The following is a 23,620-nucleotide window of genomic DNA, read 5'->3' on the forward strand; positions in this document are numbered from 1 at the left end:
GCCGAGCACGGCCCCGCCCGACCGAGGAACCCGATGACGCGCGTGATGGTGGTGGACGACCAGCAGATGTTCCGCATGGGACTGCGGGCGATCCTCCAGGCCCAGGACGACGTCGAGGTCGTGGGCGAGGCGTCGGACGGCGCCGAAGCGGTCGTCGAGGCGCTGCGGCTGCGACCCGACGTCGTGCTCATGGACGTCCGGATGCCCGAGCTCGACGGGATCGAGGCGACCCGTCGGATCACCGCCGCCCCGGCCACGCAGCCGGTGCGGGTCGTCATGCTCACGACGTTCGACATCGACGACTACGTGTTCGACGCCCTCCGTGCCGGGGCGAGCGGGTTCCTGCTCAAGGACGCCAGTGCCGACGAGCTCGTGCAGGCGGTCCGGACGGTCGCGGCGGGTGACTCGTTGCTGGCGCCGCGGGTGACCCGGCACCTCGTCGAGGCGTTCGTCGCGGGCCCGCTCCCGGCCGCACCCCGGACCGAGGTGCTCGAGGTGCTGACCGAACGGGAGCGCGACGTGTTCCTGCTGCTGGCACGGGGCCGGTCGAACGGGGAGATCGCGGCGGAGCTCTACATCGCCGAGCAGACGGTGAAGACGCACGTCGGCCGGATCCTGGCGAAGCTGCAGCTGCGAGACCGGGTGCACGCGGTGGTGCTGGCGTACGAGACCGGTCTGGTGACGCCGGCCCCCTGAGGGACCGGTGCCACCAGGCCGTCTCGACCGAGCCGAGGAGGCTAGCGGACCCGGACCTGCTTCGAGGCCTGCTTGCCGGACTGCACGCCGGTGAAGGTGATCGTCGACTTGCCCGACGTCGCCTTCCACGCCACCTTCGCCGTGCCGTCGATGACGTCCACCGTGCCGAGGTCGGTCGACCCGACCGCGACCCGCACCTGGCGGTCACCGGCGAACCGCGACCCGGTGAGCGTCACGCGCTGGTTCGGACGCGGTGCCCCGACGGACAGGTCGATGCGGGCGCCGCGCGACAGTGCCGCGAGGTCGTCGTGCAGCCGGAGCCCGTCGCGGATGGTGAAGAACGTGTCCGTCTGGTCCGACAGGCCGACGACGTTCGCGGCACCCGGGCCGTACGCCGCGATGCGGACCTGCGTGCCGGTGTGCTGCTGCGAGCTGCCCGCGGCGGAGGTGCCGTACGAGACCTTCATCGTGGTGCCGTCGGCGGTGCGGAGCGCCGTGGAGAGCGAGGTCGGCGGCGTGCTGTCGACGATCTGGCTCGAGTGGGCGTGGTCGGCCGTGGCGATGACGAGCGTGTTGCCGTCCTTCTTCGCGAAGGCGAGTGCGGACTGCACGGCCTCGTCGAAGTCGATCGTCTCGCCGATCTGGCCGCAGGCGTCGGCGGCGTGGTCCTGCTTGTCGATGCTCGCGCCCTCGACCTGCAGGAAGAAGCCCTTGCCGGTCTTCGCACGGTCACGGTTCAGCAGGTCGATCGACTTGTTCGTGAGCGACTGCAGCGACAGCCCGGTCGACAGGCGTGCCGGGTTCGGCGTGCACTGCACCGGTGCCTGGTCCGCCCCGCCGACGGTCGCCGTGGTGGGTGCGTACCGGGTCGGGAAGTTGCCCGGGGTGAAGAGCCCGAGGAGCGGCTTCGACTGGTCCGCACGACGGACGGCGGCGAGGCCGTCGGCGTCCGAGACCACCTGGTAGCCGCGCTGCGCGGCCTGGTCGAAGAGCGTCGAGCCCTGCCACTGCCCGGCCTTCGCGGTCTGCTGGAAGCTCGCCGAACCGCCGCCGAGGGTGAGGTCCGGGCGCGTGTTCAGCAGCTGCTCGCTGATCGACCCGAGCCCGCCGTTCTGCAGCGCGTCCGTGCCGCACGATGCCGTGTCCGGGCCGTAGCAGGAGCGGGCGCCGACGTGGGCGACCTGGACCGCCGGGGTGGCGTCCTGGATCTCGGCGGTGGACACGTCGCCGGTGCGGAGGCCGTTCGCCTTCGCGAGCTCGAGGAGCGTCTGCTGCTGCTTCCCGTCGATGTCGACCGAGATCGCGCCGTCGTACGTCTTCGTTCCGGTCGCCCAGGCGCTGCCGGAGGCCGCCGAGTCGGTGACGTAGTCGGGCTTGCCCTTGTCCGCACCGTCCTTGTACAGGGAGTACGTCGTGTACGAGCCGGTCAGCGGCAGCGCGTCGAGGCCCGGGAGTCGACCGGCCGCGCCGTACTGGTAGTTCCGCGCGATGGTGATCTCGGAGTCGCCCATCCCGTCGCCGATGAGCAGGATGACGTTCTTCGCGCCGGCCCGCTTGATCTCCTGCTGGATCGACCGGGTCTGGTCGCCCTGGTGGCGCTGTGCGCCGCCGTGCTGGTTCAGCGCGAGCTGCCCGACGGCCTCGGCCGCGCCCGGCAGGGCGACGGCGCCGGCGATGAGCGCGGCGCCGAGTGCGAGCGCCGCGCGGCGGCGGCGCTGCGGAGTGTGCTGCATTGGGTGTTCCCCTCGTCTGTGCCCCGAACGGGTGCCATCCGAGGATGGCTGTGCGTGGGTACAGGCGGGTGAACGGGCCAGGTCTGGTCGATGAACAGACGCGGTGACAGCGAGACGGGAGGCGCGGTGCCAGCTGGCACCGCGCCTCCCGTCGGAAGTCGGTCGCGTCTACGCGGCGAGGTGCGCCTGCAGGAACCAGCGGTCCTTGGTCAGGCCGCGCTCGATCTCGATGACGACGTCCTGGCTGTTGAGGTCGACCTCGTCGAGGCCCTCGACGGCGCGGCGGACCTGCAGCAGCGCGGCGTCGATCTCGGCGATGACCTCGGTGATGGTCACGTCGGAGTTCTGGAAGCCCTCCGACAGCGGCGGGATCGTGGTGTTCGCGGCGACCGTGGCGATGCGGGAGTCGACCGGGAGGCCGAGGGCGACGATGCGCTCCGCGGCGAGGTCGGCCCACTCCTGGGCGTGCTCGACGATGGTGTCGAGGAGCTCGTGGACGCCGACGAAGTTGCGGCCGCGGACGTGCCAGTGTGCCTGCTTGCCGTTGACGACGAGCGCCTCGAGGTCGATCACGACGGGGGCGAGGAACTGCGCCACCCCAGCGGCGAGCTCCGGCGTCGTCGAGAACGGGGACGTGGTGGGCGTGGTGCTGGTGGTGTTGGTCATGTCGTTTCCTCCTGCCTCGTGGTCCCACCCGAGTGGGGTGGATCCGATGGTGACAACAGTGCCCGCTTCTCTTGTATGCCGCAAGGAAGCGAAGGCTGACCTCACCCGGTCAGCCGACGAGTGTGTCGAAGCCGGCGTCGGCCAGTTCGATCTGCACGACGGAGCGGGCGCGCTCGACCCAGGGGCTGTCGGCGCAGCCGATCCAGACGCTCGTGCGCGGTTCGCAGTCGGCGACGCACCACTCGGCCGCCCACCCGGTGACGGCGTGCGCGAGGGCCTCGCCGTGGTCGGCGAAGACGAGGGGTGACACCGCTGACGTCCGGGCGCTCCGGAGCAGCCACGTCACCGTGACGCGCGGGGGCGCCGGGAGCGTGCGGACCTGCTCGGCGAGGGCTGCCTCGACGAAGACCTGGCCGTAGGCGTTCTCGGGCAGGTCCTCGAGCATGCGGGTCATCTCGGGGAGGTCGTCGACACTGCCGGCGATGAGGATGCGTTCGCTGGGCTGTCGCCGGGTCCGTGCCATGCGACAACGGTAAGGCAAGCCTTACCTCATCACAAGGGCGTCGCGGCGGTTCCCCCGAGACGCGCAGGTGCCACACCGAGTTCGTGGGCGAGGAAGGTCCACATCCAGGACAGGGCGACCGTGTTCGTCAGGTCCGGCACGCCCTGCGCGATCTGCGTCGCCACCCCGTCGCTGTACGCCGCGAGCTTGAGCGCCACGACCTCGGGCGACTCCGCGGGCGTGAACACCCCCGCCTCGACGCCCCGACGGACGACCCGGACCAGGCAGGCCTCCCACACGCGGATCCGCTCCGCGTACTCCGCCGCGACCTCGGGCCGCCGCACGACCGCCGTCCAGTAGTCCGACCAGATCCGCCAGTGCTGCCGCACCTGCTCGGTGTCCCCGAAGAGCGGTTCCACGAGCATGCGGATGCCGGCGACGGGGTCCGGCTCCGCGTCGACGGCGGCGACGATCGCCCCGTAGAAGCGTTCCGTCTCGAGCACGACGACCTCGTTGAGGATCTCCGCGACGCTGCCGAAGTGGTACGTGACGGTCCCGACCGAGACGTCCGCCTCGGCGGCGATGTCCCGCAGGCCGGTGGCGCCGACGCCGTTCCGGACGATCACGGCACGTGCCGCCTCGACGATCATCGCCCGCCGGACCTCGGGACGCTGCCGGACCCGTGTCTGCTCCGGCCCGCTCACGCCGAGGTCCTCGGCACCTCGTCGACGAACGTGTGCTCGGCGACGAGCACCTCGGCGACGTCGGGACCACCGTCCCGGGCCCAGGCCCGCACGGTGTTCCGGACGTGGAAGGCGTCGGCGCCCGCGGTGACCTCGGAGGCGGTCTCGAGCCGTGCGGCCCACTCCGGCTTCGCCAGGCCGATCGACCAGCGGGACGTCGCGCTGGCACTGGTCGGGTCGTCGGACCGGATGCGGTAGGTCTCGCGGGCGTCCTCGCTGAAGACGAGCCCGTCCGGGTACACGCGTCCGCCGCCGTACCCGGGGTCGACGTCGAGCGTCCACTCCCCCGACTCGACGTCGTGCGTGACGATGCGCTGCGGCAGGACCTCGGTCGGCGCGACCCGTTCGATCGCGAGCGGCTCGGAGCGCTCCGGCTGCTCGAACCGCACGCCGTCGTCGGTGGCGCGGGTCCACACCGGGAGCTCGACGTGCGAGCCGGCGGGGTCGATCGTGACGGTCGGTGCGACGCCGTGCGGCCAGACCCACGGCCAGTACGACGTCGACACGGCGATCCGGAGCCGGTGTCCCGCGCCGAACCGGTGACCGGTCGACACGAGCCGGACCGGCAGTGACGCCGCGGCGCCGGGCTCGAGCGGGTCGCCCCGGTCCATCCCGCCTCGCTTCGCGGCGTTGAGCACACCCCGGGTGACGAGGGTCGACGACCCGTCCGGCGCGACGTCGCACAGGCGCACGGTCACGGTGGCCCGCGGCTGGTCGCTCGTCACGGCGAGGTGGACGAGGACGGTGCCGAGCACGTCGACCGGCTCGTCGAGCGGCAGGTCGAAGCAGACCGAGCGGCCGTCCTCGGCGCGCTGGTCCGGTGGCAGGTCGGTGGCGTTGCCGAACGGGAAGAAGCGTCCGGCGTCGGCACCGGTGTGCTGCGGCGACCGGACGACGACCGCGCCGTCCGCGCCGCCTCGGAACCCGGCGAGGGGAACCGTGCGGGACGCGGTGGCGGACGATGGCCAGGCCTCGGCACCGACCCACCGGCCGCGGCGCATCTCGTAGTGGGTCGCCGGCGGCTCGCCCTCGTTGATCCAGGCCCGGAGCGCGGGCTCCTGCTCGACGCCGGTGTCGACCCCGCGCAGCCAGCGGTCCCACCACCGCAGGGTCTCCTGCAGGAAGCCGATCGACGGCCCGGGTGCGAGGCCCCGGTCGGGGTACTGGTGCGACCACGGTCCGACGATCCCCTTGACCGGGGCGTCCACGTTGGCCACGAGCCGGAGCACGGCGTCGCGGTACGGGTCGGCCCAGCCGCCGACCGCGAGGACCGCGGCGCCGATCTTCCCGTACTCCTCCGCGGCGCTGCCGTGCCGCCAGTAGTCGTCGCGCTCCTGGTGGGACAGCCACACGGGCGTCATCGGGCGGTTCGCATTGAGGCGGTCACGCCACCGGTCGACCCAGCCGGAGCCGACCACCTCGGGCCGCGGCGGCCGCGAGTTGAACGCGAACATGGTCGCACCCCACGCCGCCATGTCGATCCCGAGCACCGCACCGCCGACGTAGTGCACGTCGTTGTCGTACCGGTCGTCGGTCGAGCACACCGTCACGATCGCCTTGAGGGCCGCCGGTGCCCGGGCCGCGAGCTGCAGCGCGTTGAACCCGCCCCACGAGATGCCGAACATCCCGACGGCGCCCGTCGACCACTCCTGTGCGGCGAGCCACGCGATCACGGCCTCGCCGTCACGGAGTTCCTGCTCGCTGTACTCGTCGTCGAAGAACCCGTCCGACGAGCCGGTTCCGCGGATGTCCACCCGCACCGAGGCGTACCCGTGCTGCGCGTACCAGGGGTGCCGCTCGGAGTCCCGCGGCGCGGTCCAGTCGTCGAGCCGGTAGGGCAGGTACTCGAGCAGGACCGGCACGGGGCCGTCGGGTGCCGCCGGGGACCAGATCCTCGTGTGCAACCGGACGCCGTCGGGCATCGGGATCCACTCGTCTCGGACGGTCACACCGTCGGGCAGGGCCGGGTCCACCCCGAGTGCGGTGAAGCCGGTCATGCGTCCTCCCAGTTCCGGGTCAGGTGTCCGTCGCCGCGGTCGGTCCACCCAGGAGCCTCCCGCCACCGCGGCACGCCGTCGCCGACGTCGGGCAGCTCGGTGCTGCCGGGTTCCAGCGTCGCCGCGAGGAGCGTCGCCGTGTACGGGTGGTTCGGGCCGCCGAACACGGCCTCGGTCGGGCCGATCTCGACGATGCGCCCGCCGGTCATCACGGCGACGCGATCGGCCACACCCCGCACCACCGCGAGGTCGTGGCTGATGAACAGGCAACTCAGCCCGCGCTCGCGCTGCAGGTCGGCGAGCAGCGCCAGGATCCCCGCCTGCACCTGCACGTCGAGCGCGGTCGTGATCTCGTCGGCGATGACCAGGCGCGGCTCGGCGGCGAGTGCCCGGGCGATCCCGACACGCTGCCGCTGCCCGCCGGAGAGCTGCGCCGGCAGCCGGTCCGCGAACTCCGGCCCGAGGCCGACCTGGGAGAGCAGTTCCCCGACCCGCTCGCGCGACGAGGATCTGGTGAACAGCCGGAGCGGCCGCGCGATGGCGGCCCCGACGGTCCGGCGGGGGTTCAGCGAGGTGTCGGCGTTCTGGAACACGAGCTGCACCGCACGACGGAGGTCCGGGGACCGTCCGGCGATCGGCTCGCGCAGGTCCCCGCTCACGGTCCCGTCGTCGAACGAGAACGTGCCCGACTCGGCCGGGACCAGGCCGGCCAGGGCCGTCGCGAGCGTCGACTTGCCGCTGCCGGACTCCCCCACGACGGCGAGCGTCTCGCGCGGCGCGATCGTGAACGAGACGCCGTCGACGGCGGCCGGCAGGCCGCGTCCGTAGCGGATCACCAGGTCCTCGGCGGTCACCACGGGACGGACGAGCGGTTCTGGGCCCGCGCCGCCGGTTCCGGCGCGACGCGCCAGCGGCGGGCCGGCCGTGCCGGTGGGGAGACCAACGGTCCGGCCGGCCCTGGAGGCGACCGTGGACGAGACGGTCGCCGTCTCGGGCACGTGGTCCGTTCCTCCTGGCCGGCGCCCGTCCGGCACCGCGGCCAGCAGGGCACGCGTGTACTCGTGCTGCGGGGCGGCGAAGAGCGCCGCCGTCTCGGCGTGCTCGACGACCTCGCCGTCGCGCATCACGGCGATCTCGTCGGCCATCGCGGACACGACGCCGAGGTCGTGGCTGACGAGCAGCACGGCCATGCCGAGCTCGCGGCCGAGGTCGGCGACGAGGTCGAGCACGGCGGCCTGCGTGACCACGTCGAGGGCGGTGGTGGGCTCGTCGAGGACGAGCACACGGGGGCGCGCGGCCACGGCCATCGCGATCGCGACGCGCTGCTGCTGCCCGCCGGAGAGCTGGTGCGGGTACCGGCGGACGATCGTCTCCGGCGACGGCAGCCGCACGAGCCGGACGAGCTCGAGCACGCGCTCGGGGCCGTCGGGCTCGCCGTGGGCGCGGAGGGCCTCGCGGATCTGCTCGCCGACGCGCATCGACGGCGTGAGTGCCTGTCCGGCGTTCTGCGCGACCACCGACGCGGTGCCGCCACGGAGCGCCCGTCGGCCGGCCGGCGAGAGGGCGAAGACGTCCTCGCCGTCGACGTGCACCGTGCCGTGCTCGATGCGCGAGCCGCTCCGGAGGTGTGCGAGCAGAGTGCGGGCGACGGTGGACTTGCCGCTGCCGGACTCGCCGACGAGCCCGAGGGTGCGGCCCGCCTCGATGGCGAACGAGACGCCGCGGACGACCGGCACGGAGCGCTTGCCGGCGGCGTACGAGATCGCGAGCCGATCGACCTGGACGATGCTCACGCGCTGACTCCCTTCGTGGCGCGGTCGACACCGAGCGACTTGCTCAGCCCGTCGGCCGCGAGGTTGAGGCCGACCACCAGGGTCGCGAGCGCCACGATGGGCGCGAGCGTGCCGAGGGGCACGACCGTGAGGGCGGTCCGGTTCTCCTGGACCATGAGCCCCCAGTCCGGTGTCGGCGGGTTCGCACCGAAGCCGAGGAACGACAGCGACGCCACGAGCAGCACGATCCAGGAGGCGCGCATCGCGTACTCGACGAGGACCACGTCGAGGACGTTCGGCAGGATCTCGCGGAACACGATGGACAGGGAGCGTTCGCCCCGGGCGCGCGCGGCCGTGACGTAGTCCTGCGTGATCACCGTCCGGGCCGCGCCGCGCACCACCCGGGTCACGGCGGGCGCGTAGACGATCGTCACGGCGAGGACGATCACCCAGAGCCCGGCGTCGAACACGGTGACGACGACGAGGAGCGCGAGGATCGACGGCACGCTGAGCAGGGCGTCCACGATCCGCATGACGACCTCGTCGAACCAGTTGTCGGCGTACGCGGTGACGCAGCCGAGGACGGTGCCGACCGCCACGGCGATCGTCGTCGCGAGGAAGGTCACGAGCAGGGCGTAGCGTCCGCCGTTGAGCGTCCGGGACAGGATGTCGCGGCCGTACTGGTCGGTGCCGAGCCAGTGCGTCCACGTCGGGCTGGCGAGCACGTCGGCGGAGTTCGTCGCGACCGGGTCGTGGCCGGCGATGACCGGGGCGAGGACGGCGAGCACGAGGTGCAGCGCGATCAGACCGAGGCCGATGCTCAACGCGGTGGAGCTGCGCAGGGGGGCGACGGCTGCGCCGATGACGTTCCGGGAACGCGGGGCGATGGCGGTCATGCTGCTGCCTTCCGGGTGGGGCGTGTGCCGGTGCGGCTCCGGGTGCGCGCCCGTCGCTGTCGTGTTCGGAGCTTCGGGTCGAGCACCAGCGCGACGAGGTCGGCCGCGAGGTTGCACACGACGTAGACGAGTGCGCTGAGGAGCGCGATCGCCTCGATCGTCGGCAGGTCGCGGTTGAAGACGGACTCGAGCATGAGCTTGCCCATGCCCGGGTAGTTGAAGACGTTCTCCACGACGACCACCCCACCGAGCAGCCAGGCCACGTTGAGCGCGACGACGTTGAGCGTCGGCAGGAGCGCGCTCGGGACCGCGTGCTTCCAGACGACCCGGCGCATCGTCAGGCCCTTCAGCTCCGCGGTGGTCACGAACTCGGACGCCATCACGTCGATCGTCGAGGAACGGGCGGTCCGGACGATGTACGCGGCCATCGCGAGGGTCAACACGATGATCGGCAGCCAGATCGTCGGCAGGAGCTCGCCGACCGTGGCGTCGCTGCCGCGCAGGACGACGGCGGGGAAGAGCGGCAGCCCGATCGCGAAGAGCAGCACGAGCACGGTGGCGACCATGAACTCCGGCACGCTCATCACGACGAGGCTGACGATCGAGATCACCCGGTCGGACGCACGGCCGCGGCGGACCCCGGCGATGACGCCGAGCGCGAGGGACAGCGTGACGCCCACGACCATCGCGGGGACGGCGATGAGCATGCTGTTGCGGAACGCCGTGAACAGCGTCGGGGCGACCGGCTCCCCGCTGACGAGCGAGGTGCCGAAGTCGCCGTGCACCGCTCCGGCGAGCCACTGCAGGTACCGGAGCCAGACGTTCTGGTCGAGGCCGAGCGACTCCCGGAGCTGCTTGACGGCGTCGGGTGTGGCGTTCTGCCCGAGCAGCTGCTGCGCGACGTCGCCGGGCAGCGCCTGCACGGCGAGGAACACGAACAGCGAGGCGAGCACCACCGTGAGCACGGCGATGCCGAGCCGACGGAGGACGGGGACGAGGACGTCCGAGGGCTTGCTCGTGGTCGTCGTCATCGTCGCAGTCCGATCCGGAGGTAGTCGAACTCGAAGCCGTACTCCGAGTAGTTCACGACGTCGCGGGACAGCCCGACCAGGCGGTCGCCGAACATCGGGGTCATGTCCGCGCCGTCCTCGACCACGAGCCGCTGGGCGTCCTGGTACAGGGTCAGTCGCTTCGCGTCGTCCATCTCGGCGCGGGCGTCGTCGAGCAGCCCGTCGAACCGCTCGTTGGACCACGCGCTCTCGTTGTACGACGAGCCGGACCGGAAGATCTGGTTGAGCAGCTGGTCGATCGGACGGCCGGTGAACCAGTAGCTCACCATGAGCGGCTTCTGCATCCAGATCTGCGTGTAGTACGAGTCCGAGCTGGCGTTCTTCACCGTCAGGCGGATGCCCGCGTCCGCGACGGCGTCGCGGTAGGCGACGGCCATCGGGGTGAAGACCGACTCGTAGCTCGACGTGTAGATCGACGCGCGGAGGTCCGACCGACCGGCGGCCTTGAGCAGCGCCTTCGCCTTGTCGGGGTCGTACTCGCGGTGGTCGTCCACGAAGGCGGCGAGCTGCGGCGGCACGGGGTTGTCCCAACCCGGCGACCCGGTGCCCTGCAGGGCGGTGTCGACGATCGTGCGCGGGTCGTAGGCGAGCTTCATCGCCTGGCGGACCCGCGGGTCGCGGAACTCCTCGGAGGTGGCGAGCATCGGGATCGTGTACCACTGCGCGTTCTTCGAGCGGGCGATGGTCGCACGATCGGAGGCGGCGACGACCCGGGCCGTCGCGAAGTCGAGGTTCGTCTGCGAGATGAGGTCGATCTGCCCCGCGAGCAGGGCGTTCACCCGGGCGGTGGTGTCCTGGATCGAGTAGAAGTCGATGCCGTCCAACGCGGGGCGGCCGGCGAAGTGGTCGTCGAACGCCTCGACGCTGCCGGCACCCGCCGGAGTGAAGGACGACAGGCGGAACGGCCCGGTGCCGATGCCCGTCCGACCGATGTCGGCGATCGCCCCGGCCGGCACGATGTAGCACTGGTACGCGGTGAGCAGCGACGGGAACTCCGCGTTCGGCTTCGTGAGGGCGAACCGCAGCGTGTACGGGTCGACGGCCGTCATCGAGCGGGCGTCCATCACCTCGCCGAGCACCCCGGCCTGCGGGCTGCCGGTCTTCTCGTCGAGGATGTGCCGGATGCTCGCGATCGCGTCGTCGGCCGAGAAGCGCGACCCGTCGTGGAAGCGCACGCCCCGGCGGAGGCGGAAGGTCCACTCGGTGCCGTCCTGGTTCGCCGACCACTCCTCGGCGAGGTCGGGCACGGTCCGGCCCTGCTGGTCGAGCTTGACGAGCCGGTTGTAGAGCGCGCCGAGGTACTCGTACGCGGACAGGGAGCTCGCGGAGTCGAGGGTCTCGGCGGCCGACGCGGCGGGTCGGGCGATCCGGAGTCGACCGCCGCTCCGGGCGGTGCCGGTGGCGGCCGCCTCGGGAAGGTCGGTGGTGCCGGCCGAGGCGCCGGAGCTGCACGCGGTGAGCGTCAGCAGGCCGAGGCCGGCGAGTCCGGCGGCGCCGGTGAGGAGCGCACGACGGCTCGGGCCGCGGGCGTTCCGGGGTTCGGGGACGATGGGCTGCATTCGGGGTGACCCCTCCTGGTAATCGTTCCGGTGAACGATAGAGGGCGGATCGTCCCCGGCCAAGCCCGACGCGACGGACGCCGGTCGCCCACACGGGGCCCCGATCCGCACGGTGACCGCGATCGAGCGGTCTCCCGCAGCCGCACCAGAGGCACGGGAACGTTTACCAACCCGTTACACGAGCGCCTGTGCGAGGCGGGATGATCGACCAGAGCGGCGCCCGCGTGGTCGCCGGACACGCGACCGAGGAGCACCGATGGCGACGTTCACCCGAGGCTTCGGCGGTCGCCGTGACGACCGCGACGACCCGCGCATCCCACCGGGTCAGACGCTCGTCCGCGACTGGCCCGTGCTGTCGGCCGGCGCCACCCCCGAGATCGAACCGTCCGACTGGAGCTTCTCGATCCGCACCGAGTCCGGCCTGCACAGCTGGACCTGGGACGAGGTGCAGGCGCTCGGCGTCGAGGACGTCACCGTCGACATCCACTGCGTGACGCACTGGACGAAGCTGGACATGCCGTGGCGCGGTGTCCCGCTCGACCGGCTGTTCGCCGACGTCGAGACCTCGCTGGACTACTGCATGGTGCACAGCTTCGGCGGCTACACGACGAACGTGCCGCTAGACGAGCTCCTCGACGGGCAGGCGTGGATCGCGTTCGAGGCCGACGGCGAACCGCTCACGCCCGAGCACGGCGGTCCCGCACGCCTGCTGGTCCCCCACCTGTACTTCTGGAAGAGCGCGAAGTGGGTGCGCGGCATCGTCATGCAGTCCAACGACGAACCCGGCTTCTGGGAGAACGCGGGCTACAACCTGCACGGCGACCCGTGGAAGGAAGAGCGGTACTGGTGAGCGCGGTGGAGGGCCTGGAGGAACGGATCACCCCGCCGACGTCGGCTGCCCTCCGGCGGCGGCCGGCCTGGCACGCCGCGACGGTCGCCGCCGTCTCCCCCGAGACCCCGAACGCCAGGCGGATCGTCCTGGACGTCCCGACGTGGCCGGGCAACGACCCCGGCCAGCACCTCGACCTGCGCCTCACCGCCGAGGACGGGTACCAGGCATCACGCTCCTACTCGATCGCCTCGTCCGGCGTGACGACGTCGGTCGTGCTCGCGGTCGACCGGGTCGAGGACGGCGAGGTCTCGCCCTTCCTGGTGGACGCCGTCGAGGTCGGGGACGCACTCGAGGTGCACGGACCGCTCGGCGGGTGGTTCGTCTGGCGCCCGGGCGTGTCGGAGCGGCCGGTGCAGCTCATCGCCGGTGGTTCGGGGATCGTCCCGCTCGCCGCGATCGCGAGCGCGCACGCCGACGCCGGTGACGCCGCACCGTTCCGGCTCCTCTACGCCGTGCGCACGCCGGAGGACGTGTTCTTCCGCACCGAGCTCGCCCGTGCCGAGGCCGCCGGGGTCGACACCACCGTCGTGTACAGCCGCCGTGCCCCGGACGGTGCCGCGGTCCCGGCTGGCCGACTCACCCGGGACGCCCTGGCCGCAGCGGTGTTCCCGCCGGACGCCGGCGCCCTCGTCTACGTCTGCGGGTCGACGCCGTTCGTCGAACAGGTGCTGACGTGGCTCGGCGAGCTCGGGCACGACACGACCGACGTCCGCGCCGAGCGGTTCGGAGGCAGCGCATGACCGTGCTCGACGGCAACGCAATGGCCGGGGTGCTCATCGGGTTCCTCGGCTGGGACCCCACGATGGCCGCGCTCCGGTGCTCGGGGTGCAGGACGGTCGGGGCGCTCGCGGGCACCCGGGTGCACGCCAGCCCGATGGGCTTCGTCGCGCGGTGCCCGCACTGCGACGACGTGCTCGTCACGGTCGTCGATGCTCCGGGCGGACCGTGGGTCGGCATCCCTGGTGCCCGGGTCACGCTCGACGCCGACTGAAGACGTCCGTCCGGGCGGAGTGCAAACAACACGCCGAGCGAGAGCGAGGGAATGCGGAATCCGTGCGGGAAACCGCACGGTCCGGGATCCGACCCATCCGGACGGGGCGCTGCTCCGGATCACCCGATGGGCGCCGACCGGACCACCCATCCGCCGGCGCTCGAGAGGGCACGGTGGCCCACGCGTCCGAGGGGCGCGGGCACCCGAAGCCTGCGCCCCACGGACCGGATCCGGCCACCAGCCCGGACGACGAAGGCCCCGGTCGAGTGACCGGGGCCTTCGCAGTTCCGAGCGGATGACGAGATTCGAACTCGCGACCCTCACCTTGGCAAGGTGATGCGCTACCACTGCGCCACATCCGCGTACACGAGAACACTACCAGGCCGAGGGAGTTCGATCACACCATGAGCTACGTGCACGACAACCTCGGCGGTACCGAGGCCCACGGTGTGGACCTCGTCGACGGCGACGAACCAGCGGCGCGGATCCTCGTGCACGGCGACCTGCCGACGACGATCGAGCACGAGGGTCGGACCTGGCTGTCCTCCGGCGAGAGCCACGACGACGGTGACGACCAGGCACCCCCGATCGCGATCTACCGGCCGGTCGGCTGAGCAGTGACCACCGCTCTGGAGGACGTCGTCGCCCTCTTCGAGTACGCCACCACGCGCCTCCTGGACCGCGTCGCGGGCCTGACGGACGACGAGTGGGCCTGGGAGCCGGTCGAGGACGAACCGCGCGTGTCGATCCGCTGGCGGCTCGACCACATCGCCGAGACGCTCGACGAACCGCGCAACCGGGAGTTCCTCGGCGCCGGACCGTCCGGCGAGGCGGCACCCGTCCCCGCGGCGTCGGCGGATGCGGCAGTCGCCGCCGTCCGCGACGCCGCCGCCCGCTTCGCCGCGCTGGCCCGTGGGCTCGGCGACTCGGCGTCCGAGCCCCTCGGTCCGGTCGCGGGTCCGTACGGCGCCGACAGTCGGCTCTCGTTCGTCCTGCACATCGTCGACGAGCTGGTGCACCACGCCGCCGAGGTCGCGCTGCTCCGCGATCTCCACGCCGGCTGGGAGCGTGCACATCGGGTGGCCCCACACTGACGGCACGGTGTCACCAGGGTGGACCGCGGAACCCCTCGGTCACCCTGGGGAACCGCCGAGGGAGACCCCATGACGAACCCATCCGAGGCGGCCACGACACCCCTCGCACTCACGAGCGTGGTGGCCTCCGGCCTCCCCAGCGAACTCGGCAGCCCCGCGGCAGCGAAGTGCTACGACGTCCCGGCCGTGTTCAACCGTCGACCAGACGCCACCGAGACCACGGCGCTGCGCGGTGCCGACGGACACGCCCGGCTCGCCGCCGCCGGGTACCCCGACGTGACGCTCGACGTCCAGGACCGCCGCCTGGTGATCGGGCACACGAACCTCGGGCAGCTCGAACGGGGCCTCGCCACCGCCGTCGCGACGATCGTCGACACCGTCAGTCGCGCGTCGCTTGCCGAGAAGGAGGTCGCGCGGGACGCCGCACGGGCCGACTTCGACGACCGGACGGCCCGGGCGCAGGACGTGACACGGGCAGCGGAACGCATCCGCTTCGTCCCGGAGGCAGCGCGGGTGCACTAGGGTCTCGGAAAACGGACAATGCATCGACGGCCGGATGGACCGTGCGACGGATCGCACGACGGCGGACGACCGAGAACGGTGTCACCCATGGATCAATTCGCTGCTGCAGCGGCCGCCATGCAGGCCGCGCCGGAGGGTACCGACCTGTGCCCGCCCTTCCTCGCCACCCTCCCCGTGACGAGCGTCGGCATCTCGACGCTCGGCGACCCGTTGGGCTCGATGACGGTGTGCGCGAGTGACGCGATGGCGGAGCGGGTCGACGAGATCCAACTCGACCTCGGCGAGGGACCCTGCTGGCAGGCGCTCGAGACCCGACGCCCCGTCCTCGAGGCCGATCTCACCGCCACGACGACCGCGACCTGGCCCGTCGCACTCGAGGAACTCCTCCGGGCCGGGGTCGGTGCGCTCTTCTCCTTCCCCATGCGCATCGGCACGATCCCCGTCGGCGCCGTCGACCTCACGGTGGGCGAGGAACGGACCCTGACCCGCGGACAGGTCCAGGGGGCGATCGAGCTGAGCACGGTCGCCGCTCGGCGTGTCCTCCGGGACGCCCTGCTCGCCGCTGCCGCCGACGGGCGCGCGGACATGGAGCCCGGACGATACTCGAGGCGAGAGGTGCACCAGGCCACCGGTATGGTCGCAGCCCAGCTCGGCATCAGCGTCCAGGACGCCCTGCTCGTCCTGCAGGCCCACGCGTACGCCACCGAACGCACCGTCCGCGACGTCGCCGCGGACATCATCGAACGCCGACTCGACCTCGCCCGGCCGTACGGTTCCGAGACCTAGGGAGCACGCACCATGGCACCGACCCGCGAGCACCGACTCGTCGACACCTTCGTCGCCCTGACCGACATCCTCGTCGACGACTACGACGTGGTCGAACTCCTGCAGAACCTCGTCGACAGCGTCGTCGACATCTTCGACGCGTCCGCCGCCGGCATCCTGCTCGTCAACCAGTCACAGGAGCTCGAGGTCCTCGCGTCCACGAGCGACCGGTCGAGCTTCCTCGGACTCCTGCAGCTCGACGCCGGCGAGGGCCCCTGCGTGGAGTGCTTCGCCACCGGGCGCCCGGTCTCGGTGCGCGACCACGCCGAGATGGAACGTCGGTGGCCGACGTTCGCCGCGGCCTCGGCCGAGTCCGGCTACGCCTCGGTCCACGCCATCCCGATGCGCCTCCGCGACACCACGCTCGGGTCGCTCAACCTGTTCCGCGAGACCGAGGGCGCCCTGAACCGCGACGACGCCCTCGCCGCCCAGGCGCTCACGGACGTGGCCACGATCAGCATCCTGCAGCAGCGCTCGCTCGAACACGCCAACCTGGCGCAGCAGCAGCTCCAGCGCGCGCTCGACAGCCGGATCGTCATCGAGCAGGCGAAGGGCTTCCTCGCCCAGACGCACCGGATCGACATGGACCAGGCCTTCGCGAAACTGCGTGCCCACGCGCGGTCCAACCAGGAGCTGCTCGCCGACGTCGCGCGCGCGGTCGTGGAGCGGCGACTCGTCATCCCCTGAGCCGCGCAGGTCGCTCCGCGTAGCGTGCAGGACACCACGTAGCCCCGGTCCCCGGTTACCGCGTCACCGCTGCACCCAGGAGGACACCATGGTCGACGACACGACCGCACCGGTCGGCTACCGGAAGACCACACCGCGCGACGGCCGGCCCGACACGACGTCGACCTACACCGCGCTGCTCGCCCAGGTCCGCACCGCCGGACTCCTCGGTCGTCGGACCGGCTGGTACTGGGGGCTCGTCGCCGTCCTCACGGCGCTGCTCGTCGCCACGGGCACCGCGTTCGCCGTGCTCGGCGGCTCGTGGTGGCAGCTCGTCGTCGCGGGGGTGCTCGGACTGCTCTTCACGCAGTTCGCGTTCCTCTCGCACGAGGCCGCACACCGGCAGGTCTTCGCCAGTCACGACTGGAACGACCGTGCCGCACGGTACGTCGGCACGTTCCTGACCGGCATCAGCTACGCCTGGTGGATGAACAAGCACACCCGGCACCACGCGAACCCGAACACGGTCGGCAAGGACCCGGACATCTCGTTCGACGCGATCTCGTTCCGGGCGGAGGACGCGCGGAGCCGCACCGGCTTCCTGCACGTCCTCGTCCGGGTGCAGGGGTGGGCGTTCTTCCCGATGCTCCTCGTCGAGGGCGCGAACCTGCACTGGCAGTCGATCCGCACCTACACGGGACGCGGCGCCGTCAAGCACCGCTGGGCCGAGGGCTCCGTCTTCGCCGGACGCTTCGTGCTCTACGTCGGCGCGGTCTTCTGGGTCCTGCCGATCGGCATCGCGTTCGCGTTCCTCGGCGTCCAGCTGGCGGTCTTCGGGTTCTGCATGGGGATCGCGTTCGCGCCGAACCACAAGGGCATGCCGATCATCGAGGCCGGACGCCGGGTCGACTTCCTCTCCCGCCAGGTGCTGACCTCCCGCGACATCAGCGGCGGGCGGTGGGTCGAGTTCTTCATGGGCGGGTTGAACCACCAGGTCGAACACCACCTCTTCCCGAGCATGGCCCGGCCGAACCTCCGTGCGGCGCGGGACCTCGTGCGCCGGTACTGCGACGAGCAGGGCGTGCCGTACACCGAGACCACCCTCGTGCACTCCTACGTGATCGTCGTCCGGTACCTCAACGAGGTCGGCCTGGCGGCGAGCGATCCGTTCGCCTGCCCGGTGGTCGAGCGCTTCCGGGCCCCGTGACCGTCGGCGGTCCCCGCTAGGGTCCGGGCGTGATCACACGCACCACCGGTCAGGGCCGCCCGCTCGTCGCCGTGCACGGCTTCGGCATCGACCACCGCATCCTGCTCCCCCTCGAGCACGCCGTCGCGGACGCGCCGTGGCGGTGGGTCCACGTCGACCTGCCGTGGGTCCGCGAGTCGTCGGGGTACGACCCCTCGGCCTCGAGCGCGCAGGACGTCGCCGACGCCGTCCGTGCAGCGGTCCGTGCGCACCTGGGCGACGAGCCGTTCGCGATCGTCGGCAACTCGTTCGGCGGCATGGTCGCGCGCTCCGTCGCGCACGGGCTCCGCGACCAGGTGCTCGGCCTCGCCACGATCGTCGGCGTCGTCGAACCGGACCACGCACGCCGACGAGTGCCCCCGCGACAGGTCGTCTTCCCCGATCCGGCCGTGGTCGCCGCGGCCGAGCCCGGTGCCGCCCGCGACGACTTCGCCGCGCTCAGCGTCGTCCAGACCACCGCGACGCTCGAGGCGTACGAACAGTCCGTGCTCCCCGGCCTGCACGCCGCCGACCAGGCCGTGGTCGACCGGATCGCGTCCGACTACGCGCTGCGCACCGAACCCGAGGCGCTCCACCCCGATCCGTTCACCGCGCCGACACTGCACCTCTTCGGCCGTCAGGACGACGTGGTCGGGTACGAGGACGGCTGGGCGCTGCGCGACCACTACCCCCGCGCGACGTACGCCGTGCTCGACGCGGCGGGGCACAACGCCCACCTGGAACGTCCGGCCGTCGCGGCGGCGCTGTTCCGCGACTGGCTCGACCGGATGGCCTGAGCCGGGGCGTCCGCCGCCCAGCCGCCGAGGACTACCGTCGAGCCAGGTGACCCCAGCCCACGGCCGCCGGAACGATCCCATCGTCCAGCGACCGGAAGCACCATGACCTCCCTCTCCAGCACCGAGCACGCCGAGACCGACGACGTCCGCTGGGCGGCGGTCGATCCGCGGACCTGGGAGGCGCGGTGCGGCTCCGTCGTGATCGGCACGGTGGTCTTCGGGTCGCGGTACGTCGTGCGGCTGCGAGACGGCGACATGACCGGCTTCCACACCAGTCTCGAGAGCGCGAAGGCGCAGCTCGAGGCGTGGGTCCGCTGGCAGTCGGGGCCTCCCGGCGAGCTCTGAGAGGCTGGGTCGGTGCACATCACACTCGACTCCACGACCGCGACCGACGTCGTCACCGACATCCGGTTCCCCGAGGGCAACCGGTGGCACGACGGCCGGCTCTGGTACTCCGACATGCACACGGGCGAGGTGTTCTCGCTGCGCCCCGGCCCGGGCGCGCAGCCCCGGCTCGAGGCCACGGTGGACGGGCAGTCCTCGGGCCTCGGGTGGCTGCCCGACGGCCGGTTGATCGTCAGCGCGATGGAGTCCCGCACGGTCGTGGCCGTGGGCGGGGACGGCGCGGCCGAGGTGTTCGCCGACCTGTCCGGGGTCGAGTCCTCGCTGCTCAACGACCTGGTCGTCGACGACGCGACCGGCCGCACCTACATCGGTGCCTTCGGCTACGACCTCTACGGCGGTGAGGAGCTCCGCCCCGGCCCGCTCTGGGTGATCGACACCGACGGCTCCCACCGCCTCGCCGCGGACGGTCTCGTCTTCCCGAACAGCGCGAACGTCCTCCCGGGGACCCGCACGCTCGTGGTCAGCGAGACGTGGGGTGGTCGTCTGACGGCGTTCGACATCGAGCCCGACGGTTCCCTGACCGGACGGCGCGAGTGGGCGGCGCTCCCCGCCGGCACCACGCCGGACGGCAGCACCGTCGACCGCGACGGCGCGGTCTGGGTCTGCTCCGTCGACACCGGCGAGTTCCTGCGGGTCGTCGAGGGCGGCACGGTGACGGACCGCATCGACGCCCCGGGTCGGTGTGCGATCGACTGTGCGCTCGGCGGCGAGGACGGGCGCACGCTCTACCTCGCGACCGCCGACAGCTACGACCCCGCCGTGACGGCACGGACCCGGGCCGGTCGGATCAGTTCCGTGCGCGTCGAGGTCCCGGGGTGGTGACGGCGACCGGTCGGTCGTGACGCCGCGCGGAGATCGCTCCGTGCGGCCGCGGGGTCGCGTCGTCGGCGTCCCGGGTGACCGTCTCGACGACGTCGAAGCCCGCTGCGGAGACCGCTGCTGCCAGGCGGTCCACCGACCACCGGTGGGCGGTGGTGACCGCGTGGTCGAACGGCTCCACGTCCGGTCCGGTGGGGAACCCGACGAGCAGCCGGCCGCCGGGGCGGAGGACCCGCGCGAACTCCTCGAGCGGACGTCGAAGGGCAGCCGGGTCGTGGTGGATCAACGAGTACCAGGCCAGGACGCCTCCGAGGCTCTCCGGCTCGTCGGGGAGTGCGTCGACGTCCGCGACCGCGAACGGGACGCCCGGGTGTGCCTGCCGGGCGTGCGCGACGAACGCCGGGACACGGTCCACACCCCGTGCGTCGTGACCGAGCGAGGCGAGCTGTGCGGTCCAGTGTCCGGGGCCGCACCCGGCGTCGAGCAGGGCTCCGTCGACGGTCGACGCCCACGCCGTCACCAGCGCCGCGTCGGCCACGTGGACGGACGTCATCGACCCCAGGTGCTCGATGTACTCGGCGGCGCGACGCGAGTACGCCGACGTGACGGGGTCCGGGTCGCCGGGACGCACCATCACCACGTCGACGTCGTCCTCGTGGTCACGGACGAACCCGTGCCGCTCGTAGAGCCGCTGTGCCGCACTCCCCTGCAGCACGATGAGTCGCGTGTCCCCGGCGTGCGGCTCGGCCAGCACGGTCCGCAGCACCGTCGACCCGATGCCGCGCCCCTGCAGGTGCGGCGCGAGGTAGAGGTGCTCGATCCACCGGTCGCTGCCGTCGACCCGGACCGTGACGGAGCCGACGTCGGCACCGTCGACCACGATGACCCGCGTGCTGTCGGGCAGGAACCCGCGCCGCAGCCGCTCCCGGACGCGCACGTCGTCGTACCGGCCGAGTCGGCGGAGGTCGGCTCGGAGCACCTCGGCCCGGAGCTCCGCGATCCACTCCACGTCGTCGGGGGTACCGGGGCGCAGCGAGATGTCCATCCCCGCCATCGTACGGTCGCCGGGACACGTCGTAGCCTGGCCGCGTGGCACCTTCGCGAGCGGTCGGGTTCGACCTCGACGGGACCCTCTTCGACCACCGGGGCGCCGCCCGCACCGGCGCGGAGCAGTTCCTCACCGGGCTGGGCGTCACCGTCACCCCGTCGGTGCTCGACGCCTGGTCCGCCGCCGAGGACGAGCACTTCGAGCGCTGGCGCTCCGGCGAGATCGGCTTCCAGGAGCAGCGGCGCGAGCGGCTCCGGACCGTCCTGCCCCCGCTCGGGATCGTGCTCCCCCACGACCCCGACGCTCTGGACAGCGTGTTCGAGCGGTACCTCGACGCCTACCGCGCCGCCTGGCGTGCGTTCCCGGACGCTGTGCCGCTGCTCCGCGAGCTCCGGACGCGCGGCTACCGCCTCGGGCTGCTGACGAACGGGTCCGCCGCGCAGCAGTCCGAGAAGCTGGCCGCGACCGGACTCGACACCGCCCTCGACGCGGTGTGCATCTCGGAGCGCATCGGCGTGCACAAGCCCGACGAGCGAGCCTTCCACGCGCTCGCCGACGCACTGGGGGTGCCCGCGTCGGCGTGCCTCTTCGTCGGCGACGACCCGGTCCGAGACGTCGCCGGGGCCCGGTCCGCAGGGATGCGCACCGTCCTCGTCGACCGGTACGCCGATGGTGCACCCGACGTCCGGCAGCAGGTGCTGTCCGCGCTCGGCGAGTCCTGAACGACGCGTCGTCCGGGTCGGCTCGCGCCGTTCCCTAGGCTGGTGCGATGCGCTCCCTGACCCGGCTCGACGACTGGACGGCAGACGAGGTCGAGGAGGTCTTCGCCCTCGCCGACGCGTACCGCACCGGTCAGGGGCCGACGACCGACGGCTCTGCGGTGATGTTCTTCCCCGCGACCAGCCTGCGCACGCGGGTCACGTTCGAGCGCGGAGCCGCGACGATGGGACTGCAGCCGATCGTCTTCCCGGACACCACGCTCGACAAGCCCGAGGCGCTCTCGGACGTCGCCGGCTACCTGGCCTCGTGGGCGGACGTCCTCGTCGTCCGCCACCACGACCTCACCGTCGTCGAGGGCCTCGCGGGTGCCGGAGCACTCCCCGTCGTCAACGCGATGACCGACGAGAACCACCCGTGCGAGGTGCTGTCCGACCTGTACGCCCTGCGGCGGGAGCAGCGCGACCTCGGCACGCTGCGCTTCCGTTTCGTGGGCGCCGACGGCAACATCGCCCGGGCGTGGCAGGAGGCCGCACGTGTCCTGCAGCTCCACCTGGTGCAGTGCTGCCCCGCCGACCTCGCGACCCCCGGAGCCGCGTGGACGGACGACCTCGCGACCGCGATCCGGACCGCTGACGTCGTCATCACCGACGGGCCCGGGCGGCATGCCGAGGCGCTCGAGCCGTTCCGGATCACGGCGGACCTGCTCGACACCGCACCGGCCGGCGTCCGCTTCGCCCCGTGTCCGCCGTTCGTGCGCGGGCGGGAGGTCAGCGCGGACGCCATCGCGCACCCGGCCTTCGTCGGGCACGGGTTCAAGGCATCCCTGCTGCCGGTGCAGCAGGCCGTGCTGGCGCACTGCATCGGTCTCGCCTGATCCGGCCCACTCCCTACCGCTCGACTCGCACGGGAGCACGGCCCGACCGCCCGGCACGGGCCCGGAGAGATCGCACGGAGAGCGCGATGCCGACACCGTCGAGCACGACGAGGAGTCCGAGCGCAGCGTGCGCGACCACCCAGAGCGCAGCATCGTGCGGGAGCAACTGCGACGGGTCGAACGCCCCGGTCGACTCCGAACGGTCGACAGCCCAGTCGTCAGCCTCCGTGTACAACGTGAAGAAAGCGACGAACGCCGCGTTGAACACGACCGCGAGCGCCCAGATCACCGCGATCGTCACCCGGGAGAGCGGCCGGGGCGCACCGACGTCGGACATGGGGCAACCGTAGACGGGAACGACCGGGCGACCGGCAGGGGAACCGCGTCCTGGCGTGAGCGTCCTCGAAGGGACGGAACGAGAAAAGCCCCCGGGAGACCCGGGGGCTTTCTTCTGTGGTGGGCGATACTGGGATCGAACCAGTGACCTCTTCCGTGTCAGGGAAGCGCGCTACCGCTGCGCCAATCGCCCAGAGGAGTGTGGAACTGGAGGTGGGGACGGGATTCGAACCCGCGTGGACGGCTTTGCAGGCCGCTGCCTAGCCTCTCGGCCACCCCACCATCGAGGTTCACGTCTCCGTGAGTACCCGAACGGTGGGATACCCTCTGGTGAGTCGTGACGTTCCGGAGAACACCACACTCGAGCGGATGACGAGATTCGAACTCGCGACCCTCACCTTGGCAAGGTGATGCGCTACCACTGCGCCACATCCGCATTTGTCTGACCCGCTGTCGCGGCGACGACGTAAACTCTATACGAACCCGGGGGCATCCACCAAAATCCTCCTCGTTCACCGGGCGTGTCCCCCGTGTTCATGCGGATCGGGCGGGTTCCACCGTCCGCGCCACACCCGGGACGCGCGCCGTGTTCGGCACCGGCCCCGGCATCCGCTACTATCGACTGGCACGCACAGTGCAGGGGGCGATTGGCGCAGTTGGTAGCGCGCTTCGTTCACACCGAAGAGGTCATCAGTTCGAGTCTGGTATCGCCCACCCACCCGCAAGAGCCCGGCGCAACAGCGTCGGGCTCTTCGCATCTGTTGAGACAGTC

General features: G+C 72.0%; 26 protein-coding genes and 5 tRNA genes. 16 read left to right on the forward strand and 15 right to left on the reverse strand.

What is annotated here, in order from left to right:
* Positions 1-33 precede the first annotated feature (33 nt).
* Positions 34-696: a response regulator transcription factor gene (locus JSX79_RS12455; RefSeq protein WP_071294651.1), complete on the forward strand. Its 663-nt coding sequence runs from the start codon at positions 34-36 to the stop codon at positions 694-696.
* Positions 697-737: 41 nt separating this feature from the next.
* On the opposite strand, the gene phoA is transcribed toward JSX79_RS12455, so the two are convergent.
* From phoA to JSX79_RS12500, 9 genes are all read right to left on the reverse strand, one after another.
* On the reverse strand, positions 738-2,429 hold the full coding sequence (gene phoA / locus JSX79_RS12460; RefSeq protein ID WP_229086541.1) for an alkaline phosphatase: 1,692 nt from the start codon (positions 2,427-2,429) through the stop codon (positions 738-740).
* A gap of 168 nt (positions 2,430-2,597) precedes the next feature.
* A complete protein-coding gene (locus JSX79_RS12465) occupies positions 2,598-3,095 on the reverse strand; it encodes a Dps family protein (RefSeq protein ID WP_070418937.1) in 498 nt (165 codons plus the stop codon).
* A gap of 109 nt (positions 3,096-3,204) precedes the next feature.
* Complete coding sequence (locus JSX79_RS12470; protein WP_071301600.1) at positions 3,205-3,618, reverse strand: SIP domain-containing protein; 414 nt, start codon at positions 3,616-3,618, stop codon at positions 3,205-3,207.
* 29 nt (positions 3,619-3,647) lie between these two features.
* Entirely contained in the window at positions 3,648-4,301 is a 654-nt protein-coding gene (locus JSX79_RS12475) for a TetR/AcrR family transcriptional regulator (protein ID WP_229086542.1), read from the reverse strand.
* On the reverse strand, positions 4,298-6,337 hold the full coding sequence (locus JSX79_RS12480; protein WP_229086543.1) for a CocE/NonD family hydrolase: 2,040 nt from the start codon (positions 6,335-6,337) through the stop codon (positions 4,298-4,300). Before JSX79_RS12480 ends, JSX79_RS12475 begins: the two co-directional genes overlap by 4 nt.
* Positions 6,334-8,130, reverse strand: coding sequence for an ABC transporter ATP-binding protein (locus tag JSX79_RS18700; RefSeq protein WP_229086544.1), 1,797 nt, complete (start codon positions 8,128-8,130; stop codon positions 6,334-6,336). Before JSX79_RS18700 ends, JSX79_RS12480 begins: the two co-directional genes overlap by 4 nt.
* Positions 8,127-9,005: an ABC transporter permease gene (locus JSX79_RS12490; protein WP_229086545.1), complete on the reverse strand. Its 879-nt coding sequence runs from the start codon at positions 9,003-9,005 to the stop codon at positions 8,127-8,129. The genes JSX79_RS18700 and JSX79_RS12490 overlap by 4 nt, the downstream gene beginning before the upstream one ends.
* Positions 9,002-10,036: an ABC transporter permease gene (locus JSX79_RS12495; protein WP_071294645.1), complete on the reverse strand. Its 1,035-nt coding sequence runs from the start codon at positions 10,034-10,036 to the stop codon at positions 9,002-9,004. The genes JSX79_RS12490 and JSX79_RS12495 overlap by 4 nt, the downstream gene beginning before the upstream one ends.
* On the reverse strand, positions 10,033-11,634 hold the full coding sequence (locus tag JSX79_RS12500) for an ABC transporter substrate-binding protein (protein WP_229086546.1): 1,602 nt from the start codon (positions 11,632-11,634) through the stop codon (positions 10,033-10,035). Before JSX79_RS12500 ends, JSX79_RS12495 begins: the two co-directional genes overlap by 4 nt.
* 256 nt (positions 11,635-11,890) lie before the next feature.
* Here JSX79_RS12500 and JSX79_RS12505 point away from each other — a divergent pair, with 256 nt between their 5' ends.
* From JSX79_RS12505 to JSX79_RS12515, 3 genes are read left to right on the forward strand one after another with little or no spacing between them, the layout of a single operon-like run.
* A complete protein-coding gene (locus JSX79_RS12505; RefSeq protein WP_229086547.1) occupies positions 11,891-12,484 on the forward strand; it encodes a molybdopterin-dependent oxidoreductase in 594 nt (197 codons plus the stop codon).
* A complete protein-coding gene (locus JSX79_RS12510) occupies positions 12,481-13,266 on the forward strand; it encodes an FAD-binding oxidoreductase (protein ID WP_229086548.1) in 786 nt (261 codons plus the stop codon). The genes JSX79_RS12505 and JSX79_RS12510 overlap by 4 nt, the downstream gene beginning before the upstream one ends.
* The gene (locus JSX79_RS12515) at positions 13,263-13,517 is read left to right on the forward strand and encodes a DUF6510 family protein (protein ID WP_229086549.1); all 255 of its coding nucleotides are present in this window, start codon (positions 13,263-13,265) and stop codon (positions 13,515-13,517) included. The genes JSX79_RS12510 and JSX79_RS12515 overlap by 4 nt, the downstream gene beginning before the upstream one ends.
* Before the next feature lie 290 nt (positions 13,518-13,807).
* Here the strand turns inward: JSX79_RS12515 and JSX79_RS12520 are convergent.
* Positions 13,808-13,879 (reverse strand) — tRNA-Gly (locus JSX79_RS12520).
* Positions 13,880-13,921: 42 nt separating this feature from the next.
* On the opposite strand from JSX79_RS12520, the gene JSX79_RS12525 reads away from it, so the two are divergent.
* The 9 genes from JSX79_RS12525 to JSX79_RS12565 all read left to right on the forward strand — a co-directional run bounded on the left by JSX79_RS12525 (position 13,922) and on the right by JSX79_RS12565 (position 19,873).
* On the forward strand, positions 13,922-14,131 hold the full coding sequence (locus JSX79_RS12525) for a hypothetical protein (protein ID WP_229086550.1): 210 nt from the start codon (positions 13,922-13,924) through the stop codon (positions 14,129-14,131).
* A gap of 3 nt (positions 14,132-14,134) precedes the next feature.
* A complete protein-coding gene (locus JSX79_RS12530; RefSeq protein ID WP_229086551.1) occupies positions 14,135-14,611 on the forward strand; it encodes a DinB family protein in 477 nt (158 codons plus the stop codon).
* Between the two features lie 69 nt (positions 14,612-14,680).
* Positions 14,681-15,133, forward strand: a complete 453-nt coding sequence (locus JSX79_RS12535; RefSeq protein ID WP_229086552.1) for a hypothetical protein — start codon at positions 14,681-14,683, stop codon at positions 15,131-15,133.
* Between the two features lie 87 nt (positions 15,134-15,220).
* The gene (locus JSX79_RS12540; protein ID WP_083403173.1) at positions 15,221-15,919 is read left to right on the forward strand and encodes a GAF and ANTAR domain-containing protein; all 699 of its coding nucleotides are present in this window, start codon (positions 15,221-15,223) and stop codon (positions 15,917-15,919) included.
* A 12-nt stretch (positions 15,920-15,931) separates the two neighbouring features.
* Positions 15,932-16,645: a GAF and ANTAR domain-containing protein gene (locus tag JSX79_RS12545; RefSeq protein WP_071294638.1), complete on the forward strand. Its 714-nt coding sequence runs from the start codon at positions 15,932-15,934 to the stop codon at positions 16,643-16,645.
* Between the two features lie 88 nt (positions 16,646-16,733).
* On the forward strand, positions 16,734-17,831 hold the full coding sequence (locus JSX79_RS12550) for an acyl-CoA desaturase (protein ID WP_229086553.1): 1,098 nt from the start codon (positions 16,734-16,736) through the stop codon (positions 17,829-17,831).
* A gap of 29 nt (positions 17,832-17,860) precedes the next feature.
* The gene (locus JSX79_RS12555; RefSeq protein WP_229086554.1) at positions 17,861-18,646 is read left to right on the forward strand and encodes an alpha/beta fold hydrolase; all 786 of its coding nucleotides are present in this window, start codon (positions 17,861-17,863) and stop codon (positions 18,644-18,646) included.
* 102 nt (positions 18,647-18,748) lie between these two features.
* Positions 18,749-18,991 carry a hypothetical protein gene (locus JSX79_RS12560; RefSeq protein ID WP_071294635.1) on the forward strand — a complete coding sequence of 81 codons (243 nt, stop codon included), beginning with the start codon at positions 18,749-18,751 and terminating at the stop codon, positions 18,989-18,991.
* 12 nt (positions 18,992-19,003) lie between these two features.
* Positions 19,004-19,873 carry an SMP-30/gluconolactonase/LRE family protein gene (locus JSX79_RS12565; RefSeq protein ID WP_229086555.1) on the forward strand — a complete coding sequence of 290 codons (870 nt, stop codon included), beginning with the start codon at positions 19,004-19,006 and terminating at the stop codon, positions 19,871-19,873.
* Here JSX79_RS12565 and JSX79_RS18705 read toward each other — a convergent pair.
* Positions 19,839-20,915 (reverse strand): GNAT family N-acetyltransferase, encoded by a 1,077-nt coding sequence (locus JSX79_RS18705; protein ID WP_308061381.1) that lies wholly within the window; start codon positions 20,913-20,915, stop codon positions 19,839-19,841. The two genes, JSX79_RS12565 and JSX79_RS18705, sit on opposite strands and share 35 nt — an antisense overlap.
* A gap of 44 nt (positions 20,916-20,959) precedes the next feature.
* On the opposite strand from JSX79_RS18705, the gene JSX79_RS12580 reads away from it, so the two are divergent.
* Both JSX79_RS12580 and JSX79_RS12585 read left to right on the forward strand, forming a co-directional pair.
* The gene (locus tag JSX79_RS12580) at positions 20,960-21,640 is read left to right on the forward strand and encodes an HAD family hydrolase (RefSeq protein WP_229086556.1); all 681 of its coding nucleotides are present in this window, start codon (positions 20,960-20,962) and stop codon (positions 21,638-21,640) included.
* A 47-nt stretch (positions 21,641-21,687) separates the two neighbouring features.
* A complete protein-coding gene (locus JSX79_RS12585) occupies positions 21,688-22,512 on the forward strand; it encodes an ornithine carbamoyltransferase (RefSeq protein WP_229086557.1) in 825 nt (274 codons plus the stop codon).
* A 13-nt stretch (positions 22,513-22,525) separates the two neighbouring features.
* On the opposite strand, the gene JSX79_RS12590 is transcribed toward JSX79_RS12585, so the two are convergent.
* From JSX79_RS12590 to JSX79_RS12605, 4 genes are all read right to left on the reverse strand, one after another.
* Positions 22,526-22,849: a hypothetical protein gene (locus JSX79_RS12590; protein WP_229086558.1), complete on the reverse strand. Its 324-nt coding sequence runs from the start codon at positions 22,847-22,849 to the stop codon at positions 22,526-22,528.
* A 117-nt stretch (positions 22,850-22,966) separates the two neighbouring features.
* Positions 22,967-23,041, reverse strand: a tRNA-Val gene (locus JSX79_RS12595).
* A 15-nt stretch (positions 23,042-23,056) separates the two neighbouring features.
* Positions 23,057-23,130 (reverse strand) — tRNA-Cys (locus tag JSX79_RS12600).
* Between the two features lie 82 nt (positions 23,131-23,212).
* Positions 23,213-23,284: transfer RNA gene (locus JSX79_RS12605), tRNA-Gly, on the reverse strand.
* 205 nt (positions 23,285-23,489) lie between these two features.
* Between JSX79_RS12605 and JSX79_RS12610 the strand changes: the two genes are divergently transcribed.
* Positions 23,490-23,562: transfer RNA gene (locus tag JSX79_RS12610), tRNA-Val, on the forward strand.
* The last annotated feature ends 58 nt before the right edge of the window (positions 23,563-23,620 follow it).

The sequence above is a fragment of the Curtobacterium sp. GD1 genome (genome assembly GCF_020882855.1).
In the GTDB taxonomy this organism is placed as follows: Bacteria; Actinomycetota; Actinomycetes; order Actinomycetales; family Microbacteriaceae; genus Curtobacterium.

Coding starts and splice junctions, on each gene's coding strand:
- JSX79_RS12455 (WP_071294651.1), top strand. CDS start 34: ATGACGCGCGTGATGGTGGTGGACGACCAGCAGATGTTCCGCATGGGA.
- phoA (WP_229086541.1), bottom strand. CDS start 2,429: ATGCAGCACACTCCGCAGCGCCGCCGCCGCGCGGCGCTCGCACTCGGC.
- JSX79_RS12465 (WP_070418937.1), bottom strand. CDS start 3,095: ATGACCAACACCACCAGCACCACGCCCACCACGTCCCCGTTCTCGACG.
- JSX79_RS12470 (WP_071301600.1), bottom strand. CDS start 3,618: ATGGCACGGACCCGGCGACAGCCCAGCGAACGCATCCTCATCGCCGGC.
- JSX79_RS12480 (WP_229086543.1), bottom strand. CDS start 6,337: ATGACCGGCTTCACCGCACTCGGGGTGGACCCGGCCCTGCCCGACGGT.
- JSX79_RS12490 (WP_229086545.1), bottom strand. CDS start 9,005: ATGACCGCCATCGCCCCGCGTTCCCGGAACGTCATCGGCGCAGCCGTC.
- JSX79_RS12495 (WP_071294645.1), bottom strand. CDS start 10,036: ATGACGACGACCACGAGCAAGCCCTCGGACGTCCTCGTCCCCGTCCTC.
- JSX79_RS12500 (WP_229086546.1), bottom strand. CDS start 11,634: ATGCAGCCCATCGTCCCCGAACCCCGGAACGCCCGCGGCCCGAGCCGT.
- JSX79_RS12505 (WP_229086547.1), top strand. CDS start 11,891: ATGGCGACGTTCACCCGAGGCTTCGGCGGTCGCCGTGACGACCGCGAC.
- JSX79_RS12515 (WP_229086549.1), top strand. CDS start 13,263: ATGACCGTGCTCGACGGCAACGCAATGGCCGGGGTGCTCATCGGGTTC.
- JSX79_RS12525 (WP_229086550.1), top strand. CDS start 13,922: ATGAGCTACGTGCACGACAACCTCGGCGGTACCGAGGCCCACGGTGTG.
- JSX79_RS12535 (WP_229086552.1), top strand. CDS start 14,681: ATGACGAACCCATCCGAGGCGGCCACGACACCCCTCGCACTCACGAGC.
- JSX79_RS12540 (WP_083403173.1), top strand. CDS start 15,221: ATGGATCAATTCGCTGCTGCAGCGGCCGCCATGCAGGCCGCGCCGGAG.
- JSX79_RS12545 (WP_071294638.1), top strand. CDS start 15,932: ATGGCACCGACCCGCGAGCACCGACTCGTCGACACCTTCGTCGCCCTG.
- JSX79_RS12550 (WP_229086553.1), top strand. CDS start 16,734: ATGGTCGACGACACGACCGCACCGGTCGGCTACCGGAAGACCACACCG.
- JSX79_RS12560 (WP_071294635.1), top strand. CDS start 18,749: ATGACCTCCCTCTCCAGCACCGAGCACGCCGAGACCGACGACGTCCGC.
- JSX79_RS18705 (WP_308061381.1), bottom strand. CDS start 20,915: ATGGACATCTCGCTGCGCCCCGGTACCCCCGACGACGTGGAGTGGATC.
- JSX79_RS12585 (WP_229086557.1), top strand. CDS start 21,688: ATGCGCTCCCTGACCCGGCTCGACGACTGGACGGCAGACGAGGTCGAG.
- JSX79_RS12590 (WP_229086558.1), bottom strand. CDS start 22,849: ATGTCCGACGTCGGTGCGCCCCGGCCGCTCTCCCGGGTGACGATCGCG.